This window comes from Paenibacillus sp. NPDC057967 (assembly GCF_042887015.1).
Lineage (GTDB): Bacteria > Bacillota > Bacilli > Paenibacillales > Paenibacillaceae > Pristimantibacillus.
The window spans coordinates 268,554-284,740 of the sequence record NZ_JBHVQB010000004.1 but is presented as its reverse complement, the minus strand read 5'-3'; the positions used below and the strand labels follow the sequence as shown (position 1 = coordinate 284,740).

15 protein-coding genes are annotated in these 16,187 nt (G+C 56.3%); 13 read left to right on the top strand and 2 right to left on the bottom strand.

Annotated elements, in window-relative coordinates:
* Positions 1–34: 34 nt before the first annotated feature.
* Positions 35–592 carry a beta-class carbonic anhydrase gene (locus ACFVSO_RS11695; protein WP_387473477.1) on the bottom strand — a complete coding sequence of 186 codons (558 nt, stop codon included), beginning with the start codon at positions 590–592 and terminating at the stop codon, positions 35–37.
* 11 nt (positions 593–603) lie between these two features.
* Positions 604–939 carry an iron-sulfur cluster biosynthesis family protein gene (locus ACFVSO_RS11690; protein WP_387473475.1) on the bottom strand — a complete coding sequence of 112 codons (336 nt, stop codon included), beginning with the start codon at positions 937–939 and terminating at the stop codon, positions 604–606.
* 127 nt (positions 940–1,066) lie between these two features.
* Between ACFVSO_RS11690 and ACFVSO_RS11685 the strand changes: the two genes are divergently transcribed.
* The 13 genes from ACFVSO_RS11685 (at position 1,067) to hfq (ending at position 16,166) form a co-directional block, all read left to right on the top strand.
* Positions 1,067–2,581: a carboxypeptidase M32 gene (locus ACFVSO_RS11685; RefSeq protein WP_387473473.1), complete on the top strand. Its 1,515-nt coding sequence runs from the start codon at positions 1,067–1,069 to the stop codon at positions 2,579–2,581.
* A gap of 157 nt (positions 2,582–2,738) precedes the next feature.
* Positions 2,739–3,749 carry an ABC transporter substrate-binding protein gene (locus tag ACFVSO_RS11680; RefSeq protein ID WP_387473470.1) on the top strand — a complete coding sequence of 337 codons (1,011 nt, stop codon included), beginning with the start codon at positions 2,739–2,741 and terminating at the stop codon, positions 3,747–3,749.
* 27 nt (positions 3,750–3,776) lie between these two features.
* The gene (locus ACFVSO_RS11675; protein ID WP_387473468.1) at positions 3,777–4,574 is read left to right on the top strand and encodes an ABC transporter ATP-binding protein; all 798 of its coding nucleotides are present in this window, start codon (positions 3,777–3,779) and stop codon (positions 4,572–4,574) included.
* A 91-nt stretch (positions 4,575–4,665) separates the two neighbouring features.
* Positions 4,666–5,463 (top strand): ABC transporter permease, encoded by a 798-nt coding sequence (locus ACFVSO_RS11670; RefSeq protein WP_387474266.1) that lies wholly within the window; start codon positions 4,666–4,668, stop codon positions 5,461–5,463.
* A 1-nt stretch (position 5,464) separates the two neighbouring features.
* Entirely contained in the window at positions 5,465–6,496 is a 1,032-nt protein-coding gene (locus tag ACFVSO_RS11665; RefSeq protein WP_387473466.1) for an aromatic acid exporter family protein, read from the top strand.
* Positions 6,497–6,704: 208 nt separating this feature from the next.
* A complete protein-coding gene (locus tag ACFVSO_RS11660; protein WP_387473463.1) occupies positions 6,705–7,274 on the top strand; it encodes an outer spore coat protein CotE in 570 nt (189 codons plus the stop codon).
* A 186-nt stretch (positions 7,275–7,460) separates the two neighbouring features.
* The gene (locus tag ACFVSO_RS11655) at positions 7,461–8,852 is read left to right on the top strand and encodes a putative amidoligase domain-containing protein (RefSeq protein WP_387473461.1); all 1,392 of its coding nucleotides are present in this window, start codon (positions 7,461–7,463) and stop codon (positions 8,850–8,852) included.
* Between the two features lie 81 nt (positions 8,853–8,933).
* The gene (locus ACFVSO_RS11650) at positions 8,934–9,089 is read left to right on the top strand and encodes a hypothetical protein (RefSeq protein ID WP_387473458.1); all 156 of its coding nucleotides are present in this window, start codon (positions 8,934–8,936) and stop codon (positions 9,087–9,089) included.
* Positions 9,090–9,123: 34 nt separating this feature from the next.
* Positions 9,124–11,763 carry a DNA mismatch repair protein MutS gene (mutS, locus tag ACFVSO_RS11645; protein ID WP_387473456.1) on the top strand — a complete coding sequence of 880 codons (2,640 nt, stop codon included), beginning with the start codon at positions 9,124–9,126 and terminating at the stop codon, positions 11,761–11,763.
* Between the two features lie 30 nt (positions 11,764–11,793).
* The gene (gene mutL, locus ACFVSO_RS11640) at positions 11,794–14,133 is read left to right on the top strand and encodes a DNA mismatch repair endonuclease MutL (RefSeq protein WP_387473454.1); all 2,340 of its coding nucleotides are present in this window, start codon (positions 11,794–11,796) and stop codon (positions 14,131–14,133) included.
* On the top strand, positions 14,130–14,909 hold the full coding sequence (locus ACFVSO_RS11635) for a class I SAM-dependent methyltransferase (RefSeq protein ID WP_387473452.1): 780 nt from the start codon (positions 14,130–14,132) through the stop codon (positions 14,907–14,909). Before mutL ends, ACFVSO_RS11635 begins: the two co-directional genes overlap by 4 nt.
* On the top strand, positions 14,902–15,924 hold the full coding sequence (miaA, locus tag ACFVSO_RS11630; protein WP_387473449.1) for a tRNA (adenosine(37)-N6)-dimethylallyltransferase MiaA: 1,023 nt from the start codon (positions 14,902–14,904) through the stop codon (positions 15,922–15,924). The genes ACFVSO_RS11635 and miaA overlap by 8 nt, the downstream gene beginning before the upstream one ends.
* Entirely contained in the window at positions 15,921–16,166 is a 246-nt protein-coding gene (gene hfq / locus ACFVSO_RS11625) for an RNA chaperone Hfq (RefSeq protein WP_116044566.1), read from the top strand. The genes miaA and hfq overlap by 4 nt, the downstream gene beginning before the upstream one ends.
* The last annotated feature ends 21 nt before the right edge of the window (positions 16,167–16,187 follow it).

The following is a 16,187-nucleotide window of genomic DNA, read 5'->3' as shown; positions in this document are numbered from 1 at the left end:
CTCCCTCTTCTTTATGTATAGTAATGTAAGGCGCTTATTCGCCTTTGTCGATCAGCTCCAGCTCGCCTGTATCGGGATCGATGATCAAGCCGTGAACCAGAATGTTGGCGGGAAGAAGCGGATGATTGCGAATGATGCTGACGCTGTTCACGACGCTGTCCCTCACGTTGTCGAAGCCTCTTAGCCAGCGGAGCAGATTGACCCCGGAATGCTTCAATGTCTCGATGGTGGATTCCGGCACGCCGCGCTCGGTCATATGCTGGATAATCTCTTGCGAATTCAGACCTGTCATACCGCAATTGTGATGGCCCACGACGAACACTTCATCGGCTTGAAGCTCATATACGGCAACGAGTACGCTGCGCATGACGCTGCCGAATGGCTGGGTGATGATGCCCCCGGCGGTTTTAATCACTTTGGCGTCGCCATTTTTAAGATTCATCGATTTGGGCAGTAGCTCGGTAAGCCGCGTGTCCATGCAGGTCAAGATGACCATTCTTTTGTCGGGAAATTTGCTGGTTGCGTATTGCTCATATGCTTTGGTCGAGACGAATTGCTCGTTGTAGCTCAGGATGTCTTCGATTTTGCCCACTTGATATCCTCCTAGCTTTCGATTGACTGCAATGGAATAAGCCGCAGCTGAGTCGTATAAGTCTGATTGTCGCTGCGCAGCGAGAAGCTGTGGGTTGCCGGATTGAAGTCAACCTTTAACTTCGGTTCATAGAACACTTCATGCCTGGGCTCGTAGAGGAAGGGGAACGGGTCTCCAGCCGCTTCCTTATCGTCAACTGTAGCCTCGCGCACCAGCTGAAGCGCAGGCACACCGCTCATGACGCAGCCGCAGCCTTCGGTATCGTGCAGCAGCTTAAGCTTGGCTGTACCGTCCGCTAATAGCGGGGCTAGTCGGCTTGCGGCTGATTCTGTAAATGTAATATGCATTGAAAATCTCTCCTTCTCATGTTGCGAATGCCGGTCATGCAGGTTTAAGATGATTATAAGGAGTGAATACTCCAAGATCAAGCATGCCGGGCGATTCGGTAGCCGGCGAGAGAGGCGGAATGGAAAAATGACGGAAGCAAATGGAACCGCACTGAGCCAATTCAGAGATACCGTACATAAAATTAAAAGCTATGAGGAAGCGCTTGGCGTTCTCTATTGGGATTTGCGCACCGGGGCGCCGCGCAAGGGAATGGACACACGCTCGGAGTCGATTGGCATCCTGTCGGCCGATATGTTCAAGGTGTCGACTTCGCCGGAGCTTGGCGAGCTGCTGTCGGCACTGGAGGAGAGAAGCGCCTATGAAGGGCTGTCTGAGATCGACCGCCGTCTTGTAACGGAGACGCGCAAGGAATATGACCGCAGCGTGAAAATTCCGCCGAAGCTGTACCAGGAATATGTCGTACTGGCTTCGCAGTCGGAGAATAAGTGGGAGGAAGCGAAGGAGAACAACGACTATGCCGGCTTCCAGCCTTACCTGGACAAAGTCATCTCGTATACGAACCAGTTCATCGATCTGTGGGGAGTGAAGGACACCCGGTACGACGTCTTGCTGGATCAATACGAGCCGGGCATGACGGTAGCCCAGCTGGACAGCATCTTCGGCGGCTTGCGGGATCAGCTGGTGCCGCTGTCTGCTGCCATCGCAGCTTCTCCGCATCAGCCTGATACGTCTTTCTTGCGCCAGACCTTCAACAAGTCTGCACAGAAAGAATTCAGCTTGTTCATTTTGAAGCAGATGGGCTACAACTTCGAAGCGGGACGCCTCGACGAAAGTGCGCATCCGTTCGCGACAGGGCTGAACCCTGGCGACGTCCGCATCACGACCCGCTATCTGGAGAATGATGTGACAAGCGCATTGTTCGGCACGATTCATGAAGGCGGGCATGCGCTGTATGAGCAGAACATTATGCCGGAGCTGACGAATACGACGCTGTGCACGGGCACGTCGATGGGCATCCATGAATCGCAGTCGCGTTTCTGGGAGAATGTGATTGGACGCAGCCGTCCGTTCTGGGATCGCTACTTCGGCGAACTGCAGAAGCGGTTCCCGGGACAGCTGGACGTATCCGTGGATCAATTTTACCGCGGCAACAATATCGTCCAGCCGTCGCTCATCCGTATTGAGGCTGACGAGCTGACTTACAACCTTCATATAATTATCCGCTATGAGATGGAGAAGCTGATCTTCAACGGCGGCGCGAAGGCTTCAGATCTGCCTGCGCTCTGGAACGACAAGTACAAGGAGTATCTTGGCATTACACCTCCGAACAACGCGGAAGGCGTTCTCCAGGATGTACACTGGTCGGGAGGCGCATTCGGCTACTTCCCATCTTATTCACTCGGCAATATGTATGCCGCACAATTCGCGGATACGATGGAACGGGAGCTTGAAGGTATGTGGTCGCTGGTCGGCAAAGGGGAGCTGCATCCGATCAAGGATTGGCTGGCGGAGCGCATCTATAAGTACGGCAAGCTCCGTACGCCGTCCGAGCTGGTGCAAGCCGTTACGGGCAAGCCGCTTGATCCGCAATACCTGGTCGATTATCTGACGAAGAAGTATACGGACATCTACAAGTTGTAAGAAATTGCATATAATTGAAGAAATCCGGTTTGCGGTCGTCCTGAGACGAGCGCGGACCGGCTTTTTTGCGTTCGTGTCAACCTTGCTATCACAGCGCTGATGGCTCCCGCATAGGCTGTGGTACATCTATTTTTGCCTATTGGCGGGAGGTATGGTTATGAGCAAACGTGCATATGGCACGCTGCTGCTTGCATTTATGCTAGCGGCTACTGCGGCCCTTGCAGGCTGCGGAGGGGGAGATTCGGACAAGAAGCTCATCCGGATCGGAGAGGTGACGCGATCGCTGTTCTACGCGCCGCAATACGTAGCGATTGAAAAAGGCTTCTTTGAGGAGGAGGGATTGAAGATTGAACTCACCACGACGCCGGGCGGCGACAAGACGATGACAGCGCTGCTCTCGAACGTGGTCGACGTGGCGCTTGTCGGTTCGGAGACATCCATCTATGTCTATCAGCAGGGCGCAGACGATCCGGTCATCAACTTCGCTCAGCTGACGCAGACGGACGGCACGTTCCTTGTCGCAAGAGAGCAAATCGACAATTTCGATTGGAACTCGCTGAAGGGCAGCGTCTTCCTGGGCCAGAGAGTTGGCGGCATGCCGCAGATGGCCGGGGAATTCTCTATGAAGAAAAACGGCATCAATCCGCATCATGATCTGGAGCTGATCCAGAATGTGGACTTCGCCAATATCCCGGCTGCCTTCTCGTCCGGCACTGGCGATTATGTGCAATTGTTCGAGCCTACGGCATCGATCTTCGAGAAGGAAGGCAGAGGGCATGTTGTCGCTTCCTTCGGTACGGAGAGCGGACTTCTGCCCTATACCGTGTTCATGACGAAAGGAAGCTTTATCGAGAAAAACGGCAAAGATGTTCAAGCGTTCACCAATGCCGTCTACAAAGCGCAAAATTGGGTTGCCGATCATAGCGCGGAAGAGATTGCCGATGTTGTACTGCCTTACTTCGAGAACGTGGACCGCGATATCTTGGTAAGCTCAATTGACCGCTACAAGCAGCAAGGCTCATTCGCAACAGATCCGATTGTGGATGAAGCGGAATGGAACAATTTGATTGATGTCATCACATCCGCAGGAGAGCTGGACCAGCGGCCGGAGCATAGCGTCCTGGTGAATACCGAATTCGCCAAGGAAGCTATCGCTTCGGTGAAGTAGAATAATCGGATGCGAGGGGGCGATGGAATGAAGGATACTCCGGCGCTGGCGCTACAGCGGCTCTCTCATGTGTATGTGAATGACAAAGGGGCATCGCTGGCCGTCGAAGGAATAGATCTCTCCGTAGCGCAAGGAGAGTTCGTCAGTCTCGTCGGACCTAGCGGATGCGGCAAGACAACGCTACTCAGCTTGCTGGCAGGACTGTTCCCGCCGACAACGGGGGAAGTATTGCTCGGGGGAGAGCGGGTGAGCGGGCCTTCGTCTAAGGTTGGATATATGTTGCAGCAGGATTATTTGTTCCCGTGGCGCTCCATCAGGGACAACGCTGCTATCGGGCTTGAGATTAACGGCACCAAATCCCGCAAGACAATGGAAGCTGTGGAGGGATGGCTCACGGAGCTGGGGCTGGGTGATTCCGGTCACCGCTACCCGCATGAGCTGTCGGGCGGCATGCGCCAGAGGGTTGCGCTTGCCCGGACACTCGTGACGGAGCCGGATGTGCTGCTGCTGGATGAGCCGTTCTCGGCGCTCGACCTTCATATCAAGCTTCAACTGGAGGACTTGGTCGTACAGACACTCAAAAAGCTCGGTAAAACCGCCGTCCTGGTCACGCATGATCTGGCGGAGGCTGCGGCGATGAGCGACCGGATCATTGTGCTTGGCCGCAATCCGGGACGTATCCGCAAGGAGATTGAGGTTCCTGAGAAGATCAGATTGGCTGATCCCATGACGGCACGCAAGCTGGCGGGCTTCCAGACGCTTTTCGAAGAGCTGTGGTCAGAGCTGGATGCGGTGGATGGAGCTGGAGGTGAAAGCGATGAATGACAGCCATCCGGGTAAGGGTGGAAGCGACAAGGAACGCAAGGCAGATGACCAGCTGGGACTGTCCGGTATTCAGGAAGAGCGGGTTACGCTAATGAATGGCTTGTACGATAAGCATAAACGCAAATCACGATCATTGTCCTGGGCAGTCGGCACGACCCAGCTTACGCTGCTTGTGCTGTTCATTGGCTTGTGGGAAGCGGCAGGAAGGAATAAGTGGATCGATCCCCTTCTGTTCAGCTATCCCAGCAAGCTCTTCGATCAGATTCTCCGGACAGCAACGGACGGGACGCTGTGGCCTCATGTAGGGGCGACAGTGACAGAGACGATAGCGGGCTTCGCGCTGGGCACCATTCTGGGCACCGTCATTGCGGCTCTTCTATGGTGGTTTCCGTTTCTCTCCCGTGTGCTTGATCCTTATTTGGTCGTATTGAACAGCATGCCGAAGGTCGCATTGGGCCCCATATTTATAGTTGGTTTGGGACCGGGCTTCATGTCCATCGTCGCCATCACCCTGTCGGTAACGGTCATTATTACGACCATTAATATTTATAATCGGTTCCGGGAAATCGACACCGGCTACATTAAAGTCGTTCGCTTGTTCGGGGCATCGAGGCTCCAGCTGTTCCGTCTGGTCATCCTGCCAGGCTCGTTTCCTGTCATTATCGCGACGCTGAAGGTCAACGTAGGACTCGCTTGGGTCGGCGTTATTGTAGGGGAATTTCTGGTGGCGAGAGTGGGCCTTGGCTATCAGATTATATATGGGTTTCAAGTATTCAACTTTACGCTTGTCCTCTCCAGCCTTGTCGTGATCGGCATTGTCGCCACCATGATGTACCAGTTGGTCGCAGCGCTGGAGAAGCGGTTGACGGAGGGCTGGCGGGAACGGTAGGATGATGGAAGGAAATTATTCTACCGGATTAGAGGGCATCATCATGGGCATTAGGGTAATCAAAACAGCGCTGGCGGCAATCGCCGCGATCTATACCGCTTATTATTTGGGATTGGAGCCAGCCTTGTCGGCTGGCATGCTGGCTATACTCGGCGTTGAGGTGACGCGGAAAAAGGGGCTGAAGAGCGCCACTGCCCGGTTCGTCGCCTCGGTGCTGGGTCTTTTTTTCGCTTCGCTTATCTTTACGGTATTTGGCTTCCATTATTGGGCGGTAGCCATCTACATTCTCGTTTCGTTCCCGATCCTGTCCAGATTCCAGCTTAAGGACGGCATTATTACGAGCGCGGTTATCGTCTTTCACTTGTTCACGCATGGACAAGTTACCGCTTCCTTCCTGGGCAACGAGATTCTGCTACTGTTCGTCGGACTCGGCTGGGCGACGGCCATTAACTTCATCTATATGCCCAAAGACGAGAAGGAGCTGCTGGCGGTGCGCTCGCAGCTGGAGCATGCGCTCAGCACAATCTTCCGCGAGATGGCTGCTACACTGCGTGATCCGATTCATCTATGGAACGGCTCGGAGCTGCTTGATGCTCACCGTATTATTGAAGAGGGAGCGAAGCGTTCCGTCCGCAATTCGGAGAACCGGCTATGGTACCAGGAGCCTTCGACCTACTGGCCGGGTTACTTCGAGATGCGCAGACAGCAGCTCTACTCGATCCAGCAGATGATTGCGGAGCTTGCGCTCGTCTATGAGAAATGGCCGCAAGGCGAGCTGATCGCCGAGCTGCTGGAACGGCTTGCCGGGGACGTGAAATCAGAAGTCTATCAAGGTAAGGCGGAGGGGATGGTATTCAACCTGATGCGTTCATTCCGGGAGATGGAGCTGCCGAAGACACGCGAGGAATTCGAGATTCGCGCGGCGCTGTTGACGCTGCTGCATGAGGTCGACCGCTACCTGGCTGTAGCGAAGCGCATGAAGAAAAAGCCCGTTCCGGCGGAAGGGGAGAAAAGGAAGAGCGGCTCAAATTAAGCTTCTTATCTCATATTTCGACCGGCGGCTGAATATAGATGTACAGAAGAAATGTTACCGACGGCCTTGCATTCGTTTCCTGCGGGGAATGGCGCTTTGCCGCAGGAGGCATGTAAAATAAATTTCGTTGATTAGACTCGTTTAATCAACAAACGCCTATGACCTGCATACACTTTAATTGAATGATTGTATGGAGGAGGTTAAATCAATGACTATTGCAGATAAACAGCTACAGTGCAGAGAAATTATTACTAAAGCTGTCTGCGGCAAAGGTCGTAAGTTTTCCACTGTAACCCATACCGTTACACCGCCTCACCATCCGACCAGTATTTTGGGCGCATGGATCATCAACCATCAGTATGAAGCGGTTCGTTCGGGCGACGGTATTGAGGTGATCGGTACTTACGATATCAACATTTGGTATTCGTACAACAAAAATTCGCAAACAGATGTAGCCAAAGAATCCGTACAATTCGTCGAAAATGTACCGCTCTCGTATGTAGATCCTAAACATAGGGTTGCCACGGAGGAAGTGTCTGCGGAAGTGCTCCAGGAGCCTAACTGTATCGAAGCGAATATCTCATCGAGCGGGCAAAATGTTATCGTTCGTGTAGAGCGTGAGTTCGCGGTTGAGATGATCGCCGAGACGAAGGTATGCGTAGCGGTTATTCCAGGCGGTTGCGACGACCTGGATGACAAGGATTTGGATTTCAGCCTCGGCGATGACGATGGTGATTACGAGGACCTGGACGCCGACCTGCTGGACGACGAGCTGTAAGGGAATGAACTCTTCCGCGCTGGGAGCGGATAACGCAGTATATGCCGGATGTGCGGCAGATTCGAGGGCGAAAGCCCTCCTTTTTTTTGACCGGAGCCCTTTTTTGGCGTGAAATCTGGCAGGCAGCGATGAAGCGGGCATACAAGACGGCTTCATATTAGCTTGAGGGGAAAGAGGCGGATGGCGATGGCAGCGACATGGCTATGGAGAGGGGAGGACGGCAACCTTGCCGGCGTACAGCTTGCAGAACCGCCGGAGGGCAATGGGGCTGTTGCAGCAAGTTCAGGCTTGTGTGCGGGGGATGCGGTCATTGCATCGTCGCTGCGAGTTCCCATTTCGCCCGATGCGTTCGACGGTGTATGGGTCGTGAACGCAGGCGCGGCGCATGCCGCCCTCATGAGCACAGAGCAGCGATGCCGGTTATGGAAACGGGCAGGATTGAGCTGTTCGGAAGCGAGAGAAGCGGAAGAAGCAGAGGCGAGACTATACCGCGTGACGGTGGTCAATCTGGAGCCCTATGCTATTCACCGGCTTGTGAATGGCCGCTCCCTGTCGCTGGCTGCCGAGGGATGGCCGGAAGCTCCGCCGCTGCGCCGCGTGGCGAGAGTCGCGGTCCGGGCGCTGTATGCGCTCGGGCTGGAGATCGGCGATGCCGAGGTATCCCTGAGCGACGAGGGGCGCGCCGCGATCGTGGCGGCATGGCCGCTTGCGGCGGATACGCTGCAAGGCGCGGAGCTGGCGCGGCAGTTCGCGGCGAGGTATGCCGCCGCTGCAACAGGGATGCAGGGGCGGCTGCTGCTTATCGGCGCCGACCCCGAATTTGCGCTGCTGACGCCGGCGGGCAAGCTGGCTCCGGCGTCGCGGTTTTTCGGCGAAGGCGCAAGGGGCGCAGCCGGCACCGACGCGATGTACATCGGGCGGCGGCTGCTCTATCCCGTCGCCGAGCTGCGGCCCGAGCCGGCGGAGACGCCCGCCGCGCTCGCCGCGAATGTGCGGCGGCTGCTGGCGCGCGCCGCCGTGAAGATCGGCGACCCGGAGCTGCGCTGGGTCGCCGGAGCGATGCCCTTGCCGGGGCTGGCGCTCGGCGGGCATATCCATATTAGCGGAGCGCCGCTTACCGGCCGCTTGCTCCGCCTGCTGGACAGCTGCGCGGCTTATCCGCTCGCGCTGGTGGAGGACCCCGCCGGGCGGGGCCGCCGTCCCCGCTACGGCGCGCTCGGGGACTTCCGCCCGCAGCCGCATGGCGGGTTCGAGTACCGCACGCTGCCGAGCTGGCTCGTATCTCCGGCAGCGGCGAAGGCGGCGTTTGCGCTTGCGCTTCTGTGCGCACGGGAAGCGCTGCGGATGCCGCGCATTCCCGCTCAGGAGGAGCGCTTCGCGGAGGCATATTATACCGGCGACCGCACAGAGCTGGCCGGCTGCCTGGATGAGGTCGCGGATGCCGTGGCCGCGACGGAGAGCTACCCCGCGCTGGCCCGCTATATCGAGCCTCTGTTCGAATCTGCGCGGCAAGGGAAGACCTGGGACGAAAGCAAAGATATCCGGGCGAAGTGGCGCATACCGGTTCCCGTCGTATGAAGGCTCGTTCTGTTTTCAGAACGTTTATACCTCCTATCTCCTTTCTCCGGGTTATAGCCTAGACTCCTTCCGATTGGTATAATGAAGAGATGGTTTGATACCGGACAGAAGATTCAGCAACTGCGCTTGCAAGTGCATTGGCGGGATTCTGCTGCGTTCGGACAACCCTATCTGATCAGACCGCTTAACAGGACAAGCCGCTTCAAGAAGCGGCGGTTCTTCATGCATACACGCTAGTGATGATCAAGTACATATCGGGAGGAACGAAGAGATGGCCGGTTATACTCCGATGATTCAGCAATATTTGTCCGTGAAGGAGGAAGCGAAGGACGCTTTCCTGTTTTTCCGATTGGGCGATTTCTATGAAATGTTTTTTGACGACGCCATTAACGCCTCGCGCGAGCTGGAGATTACGCTCACAGGCAGAGAGGGCGGCGGCAGCTCCAAAATTCCGATGTGCGGGGTTCCCTATCATTCCGCTGAAAATTATATTAACCGCCTGATCGAGAAGGGCTACAAGGTTGCGATCTGCGAGCAGGTGGAGGATCCGTCCGCGGCCAAAGGCGTCGTCCGGCGCGAGATCGTCCGCATCGTAACGCCCGGCACGGTTATGGAGGCCAAGTCGCTGGAAGGCAAGTCGAACAACTTTATCGCCTCAGTCGCGGCCGCTGGCGGCATGCTAGGCGTTGCGGCATGCGATCTCTCGACGGGAGAGTTCTATGTTACTTCTTTTCCGGAATCTCCGGCTTCGATGATTGACGAGCTGAATGTCTATGTGCCGTCGGAAGTCGTAGGCGATGAAGCGCTTATCCGGCTATTGTCGGGCGACGCGTCATGGGGCCGCCAGATTCCGCTGACGGAGCGCGGCGCCGTGTCCCGCGAGCGCATGGCGGCTCAATTCGGCGAGGAGCAGCTTGCAGGCTTGCAGGAAGCTAGGCTGAAGGCGGTTGGCGTTCTTACCGGTTATCTGGAAGAGACGCAGAAGCGCTCGCTTGGCCATGTAACGGCGATCAAATCCTATGAACCGAATCAATATATGATTCTGGACCACTATACAAGACGCAATCTGGAGCTGACCGAGACGGTGCGCGACCGCAGTAAGAAAGGCTCGCTGCTCTGGCTGCTGGACCGGACAGGCACCTCGATGGGCGCAAGGCTGCTGCGCCGCTGGATCGACAAGCCGCTGCTAAGCCAGAGCGCAATCGATCGTCGGCTCGACGCGGTGGAGACGCTGTACCGCGATCTCATATTGCGCGAGGATATTCGCGCCGAGCTCTCGCCGATCTACGATCTGGAACGGCTTGTGGGGCGCGTCGCGTACGGCAATGCGAACGGGCGCGATCTGAATGCGCTGAGAAGCTCGCTGCGCCGTATCCCGTCTCTGACCGCACTATGCGAGGCATCGGGTTCCGCTGTGCTGCAGGAATTGGTGCGGGATGCTGACGATTGCTCTGATCTGGCGGATATGATCGAGACGGTCATTGTCGAGGAGCCTCCTGTATCCATTCGGGAAGGCGGGCTGATTCGCGCTGGCTACGACGAGTATCTGGATCAGCTTCGCGAAGCGAGCACGAACGGGAAGAAGTGGCTGGCCGAGCTGGAGCGTTCGGAACGCGAGGCGACAGGCATCAAGTCGCTGAAGATCGGCTACAACAAAGTATTTGGCTACTTCCTGGAAGTGTCCAAAACCAATCTGTCGATGCTGCCGGAAGGCCGCTACGAGCGGAAGCAGACGCTGGCCAATGCCGAGCGGTTCGTCACACCGGAGCTGAAGGAGAAGGAACGGCTCATCCTTGAAGCGGAAGACAAGATGGTCGATCTGGAATATGCGAGATTCCTGGAGCTGCGCGACCATATCGCCTTGCATCTGCATCGTCTGCAGCAAGCCGCTTCCATGATTGCTGAGCTCGATGTCTACCAATCGTTCGCAACGGTCAGCGCCGAACGTCGTTATATTCGGCCGAGCATGACGGAAGGCTTCGATATTGGCGTAGCAGAGGGACGCCATCCCGTCGTAGAGGCGGTGATGGACGGTGAGCCGTTCATCGCCAATGACACGCGCCTGAGCGCAGAGGAACAGCGCATCCTGCTCATCACGGGTCCGAACATGGCGGGCAAGAGCACCTATATGCGCCAAGCGGCGCTGATTAGCGTAATGGCGCAGATCGGCTGCTTCGTGCCAGCGAAGTCGGCTGTGCTCCCACTTGTCGACCGTATCTTCACGCGCATCGGCGCGGCGGATGATCTGATCGGCGGCCAGAGCACCTTTATGGTCGAGATGAAGGATATTCAGACGATGACGGAGAAAGCGACGTCCGCAAGTCTGGTCATTATTGATGAGCTGGGCAGAGGCACATCTACTGGCGAAGGCATGGCGATCGCCCAGGCAGTCATCGAATATGTTCATCACCATATTGGCTGTAAGGCGCTTGTCTCTACGCATTTCCATGAGCTCGCGCATTTGGAGGATTCGCTTAAGTCGCTCTCGAACGTCCGTATGGCTGTGGAGGAAAGCGGGGATGACGTGACTTTCCTGCGCAAGCTGATACCGGGTGCGGCAAGCACGAGCTACGGCATCTATTGCGCTCAGCTGGCGGGACTGCCCAATTCCATCATCGGCAGAGCATACGAGCTTCTGGACGAGACGGAGAGCAGCGACAATGGCAAGCGGTCGTCATTAGGAGCTGATATGCTTATCGTTGCGGAGTCCGCGCCTGCTAAGACCACTGCTGTTGTGCAGCTGTCCATGTTCGAGGATTCGGCGGCGGCAGCGGAAGCGCCGAAGGCGCGCAAGGCATCGGCCAAGGCGGAGCAGCTGGCAGAGGAGCTGCGCAGCCTGGATCTGTTCAATATGACGCCAATGATGGCGATGCAGTGGCTGAATGACAGGAAAGCAAAGCTGAGAGATTAGTGCTGTCCATAACGGAAGGAGCGTGAAGACATGTCGAGAATTAAATTGCTGGACGAGCAGCTGGCGAACCAGATTGCCGCCGGCGAAGTAGTGGAGAGGCCATCCTCCGTCGTCAAGGAGCTTGCGGAGAATGCGATTGACGCAGGCAGTACGGAGATTGATATCACCATCGAGGAAGGCGGTCTGACGCTGATCCGGGTGACGGATAATGGAGGCGGCATCGAGCCTGATGATATCGCGACGGCCTTCCAACGCCATGCGACGAGCAAAATCTCGACGAGCAGTGATCTGTTCCGCATTGCGAGCCTTGGCTTCAGGGGAGAGGCGCTGCCCAGTATTGCAGCGGTCTCCAGGCTGACATGCATGTCGGCCAATACAGACAGTGGACTTGCCCGCAAGCTGGTAATTGAAGGCGGTCATGTCACAGCTGATGAGCCTGCCAACGCACCGCGGGGCACGGACATGAGCGTGCGCGATCTGTTCTACAATACGCCTGCAAGGCTTAAGTATATGAAGTCCATTCAGACGGAGCTCGGCCATATCTCCGATTATATTAATCGGCTGGCGCTGGCACATCCCGGTATTGCCTTTACCTTGAAGCATAATGGCAATGTATTGCTGCGTACAATGGGGACCGGCGACAGACTGCAGGTCATCGCTGCCATCTATGGCACCAGCGCAGCGAAGGCGATGCTTCCCGTCTCCGGATCGGATGCCGATTATGAATTAACCGGCTTCGTGTCGAAGCCCGATCTGACCCGGGCGAACCGGAACGGCATTACGGCGGTAGTGAACGGTCGGTATATCCGCAGTCATGCGGTGAATCAATCGCTGCTGCAGGCCTACCATACGCTTCTGCCGATCAACCGGTTCCCGCTTGTTGTGCTGGAGCTTGGCATGCATCCCGGCCTGCTGGATGTGAACGTGCATCCTTCGAAGATGGAGGTGCGGTTCAGCAAGGAGACGGAGCTTCGTGCATTGATTGAACGGACCGTGAAGGATGTACTTGGGGCGCATCGTTACATACCTGGAGCAGCGACGGGGAGCAGCCGCTCCAAGCCGCAGTATGTACAGGATGCGATTTCGTTCCATATCGCGGACCGCATAGGTGATCCCGTTCAAGGGAAGGGAGCGGCAGATTCGGCGACTTCTGGCGCTGGGGCTTCTCCGTCATCAGCTGCACGTTCCGAGGCGGCAGCGACTGCAGAAACGACCGCTGCGCCAGATCGAGCCGACACCCGAATGGACGTAGCGCCAACGGCTCCAATTGAACAATCGAGAGAGGTTTTTCATTCTGATGGACCGGCTCGAACGCCATATGGAAGATCGGCTGCTTCCTCCGATTCCGGAAAAACCGGCTGGTCGGCAAGCAGCGATGATGTTCGTCGTTCAGCCCAGCCGGGAGGCCGTTCCGATCGGCCATCCTGGCAATCTCAGCCTCCCCATCGGGAGCAGGTGCCGCGGGATGCCGCGGAGAGGCTGTATGCGCCGTCTGCACCGACGCCTGATCCCCGTGAAGGGGATTGGGCATGGCGGGAATCCGCGACAGTGTCTTACGACTCAGAGAATCATGCAGGGCTAACCGCTGAGGATGAGGGATCGCCGCCTGTCCATCTGCAGCCCGATCTGTCCGCCAACGATGCTAAGCAATCTGCCCTCGAAAAGGAGGCCGGAGCTGCTGAATCATCAAGCTTCCCTGAGGAAGGAATGCCGGCTAATACCGAGTCAGATGCTGCTGTCTCAGGAGGGCGGCAAGCCGACCAGATGCCAGCCGCTGATCCTCGCTTCCCGGAGCTGCATTGGATCGGCCAGCATCACGGCACCTATATTGTCGCACAAGCGGATGACGGCTTATACCTGATCGATCAGCATGCCGCGCATGAACGGATTAATTATGAGTATTACCTTCATAAATTTGGGAATCCTGTTGCTGCAAGCCAAGGACTTCTTGTCCCGCTGACGCTGGAATTCACGCCGGGGGATGCATCGCAGCTGCGGGACATGACCGACTTGTTCCGCGAGGCGGGTGTCGAGATTGAGCCGTTCGGCGCGCAGACCTTCCTCGTTCGCGCCTATCCGGAATGGATGCCGGAGGGCCAGGAGCAATCGCTGATTGAGGAAATGGCTGAGCTGCTCATTGAGGAGCGCAAATCGATTAACGTGACGAAGCTGAGGGAGAAGGCGGCGATTATGTGCGCCTGCAAGGCGTCCATCAAAGCCAATGACCGGATGACAAGAGAAGAGGGCGATGCGCTGCTGGCGCGGCTGTCCCGCTGCTCCCAGCCGTACACTTGTCCGCACGGCCGTCCGATTATTGTTCACTTATCTACTTATCAGCTTGAAAAAATGTTCAAACGGGTGATGTCATGATTATTACGACGGCTCCGAAGCCTACGCCCAGATCGCTGGAACAGGCGGGCAAGCTGGCAGCAGAGCTTCAAGCGGACGCCAGACCGCGCAAAGGCCTGTCCGTGCGCAAGCTGCTGGAGATTAGCGGCGATAATCGTGTTATCATCGTCACGGATAGCGAGACGCGGTATTATGAACACCCGGAGGAGCCGCCGCTGTTCTTCCATCCCAGCATGGCATTTGTCCGGGTGAAGCGGCTGCGCAAGGGCGAGAGTGATCCGCTCATTGGGCTGTCGCGCTGCGAGCCGGGCGACCATATTATCGATTGCACGGCCGGCATGGCGGCAGACGCTCTTGTCTTCTCGTATGCGGCAGGAGAGGGGGGCGAAGTCATCGCGCTGGAGAGCGAGCCGGTTCTCTGTTCGCTGGTGAGACAAGGTCTGAAGCACTACGATACGGGGCTGCCGGATGTGAACGATGCGATGAGGCGGATTCAGATGACTTGCAGCAACCATGCCGAATACTTGGCTGCCCAGCCGGACAACAGTGCGGATATCGTCTACTTTGACCCCATGTTCCGCCAGCCCATCATGGAATCTGCCGCGATAGGCGCCTTCCGCTCGCTCGCCAATATGGACGAGCTGAGTCTGGAAGTGGTCGAACAGGCGAAACGCGTCGCCAGGAAGACGGTTATTATGAAAGAAAACGGAGTCAGCGACGAATTCGACCGTCTTGGCTTCACGCGCACCCAGTTCAATTCATCGAAAATAGCATACGGAGTGATTACCATTGACTGATCTAACGGGAGTACCGGAGAATCGTGCTGCAGGCAAGCCGCCGCTGCTCGTCCTCATCGGCCCGACGGCTGTCGGAAAGACAGCGCTTAGCTTGAACATCGCCCGTTCTTGGAACGCGGAGATCATATCCGGCGATTCCATGCAGGTGTACCGGACGATGGATATCGGAACAGCGAAAATAAAAGAGGATGAACGGCAGGGCGTGCCTCATCATCTTATCGATATACGGGAGCCGGAGGAAGCTTATTCCGCTGCCGACTTTCAAGCGGAGGCCGCCAGCGCGATAGCGGATATCGCCAACCGTGGGAAGCTGCCGTTCGTGGTTGGCGGTACGGGGCTTTACGTTGAGTCGCTCTGCTATAACTATCAATTCGCCGACAGAGGTTCTGACGAGGTCTTTCGCACAGAGATGGAAGCCTATGCCGAGCAGCAGGGAGCAGAGGCGCTTCACCGGAAGCTGGCTGATGTCGATCCGGTTGCCGCCGAGCGTCTGCATCCCAATGATATCCGGCGCGTGATCCGCGCGCTGGAGGTGCAGCATACAACGGGACAATCCTTCACCGAGCAGCAGGCGGGCCAGAAGAAGGAATCCCCTTACAACCTGGTGCTCATCGGTCTGACGATGGATCGGGCGGTACTGTACCGCCGCATCGAGCAACGCATCGACGAGATGCTGCAGGAAGGTCTGGTTGAGGAAGTAGAGCGGCTGCTTGCCCGCAACTTGCCGCCGCATGCCGTGCCGATGCAAGCGCTCGGCTATAAGGAAATCGCCCGTTACTTGCGGGGCGAGTGTAGCTACGAAGCGGCTGTAGAGCTGCTGAAGCGGGATACGAGGAGGTTCGCCAAGCGGCAATTATCCTGGTTCCGGCATATGGGAGATATCCACTGGATCGATATGGGGGAAAATTTTCACAACAATTTGCGCTCGATTCATGCTATAATAGCAGGAAAGTTTCAAGATCATCTTGAATATACTTCTAATCAATCTTTTTTAGACGGGGGTAACGTCCAATGAACAAATCAATCAATATTCAAGATACGTTCCTGAACCAGTTGCGAAAGGATAACATTCCGGTTACCGTTTTTTTGATGAATGGTTTTCAAATTCGGGGCGTGATCAAAGCCTTTGATAATTTCACAATCATCATTGACAGCGAAGGCCGTCAGCAGATGGTGTACAAGCACGCAATTTCCACCTTCGTACCGCAACGGAACGTTTCTTTGATGCAGCAGGAACAAAACCCGTCTGAGGGCTAGTTTAGCGATCAATGTGAAACT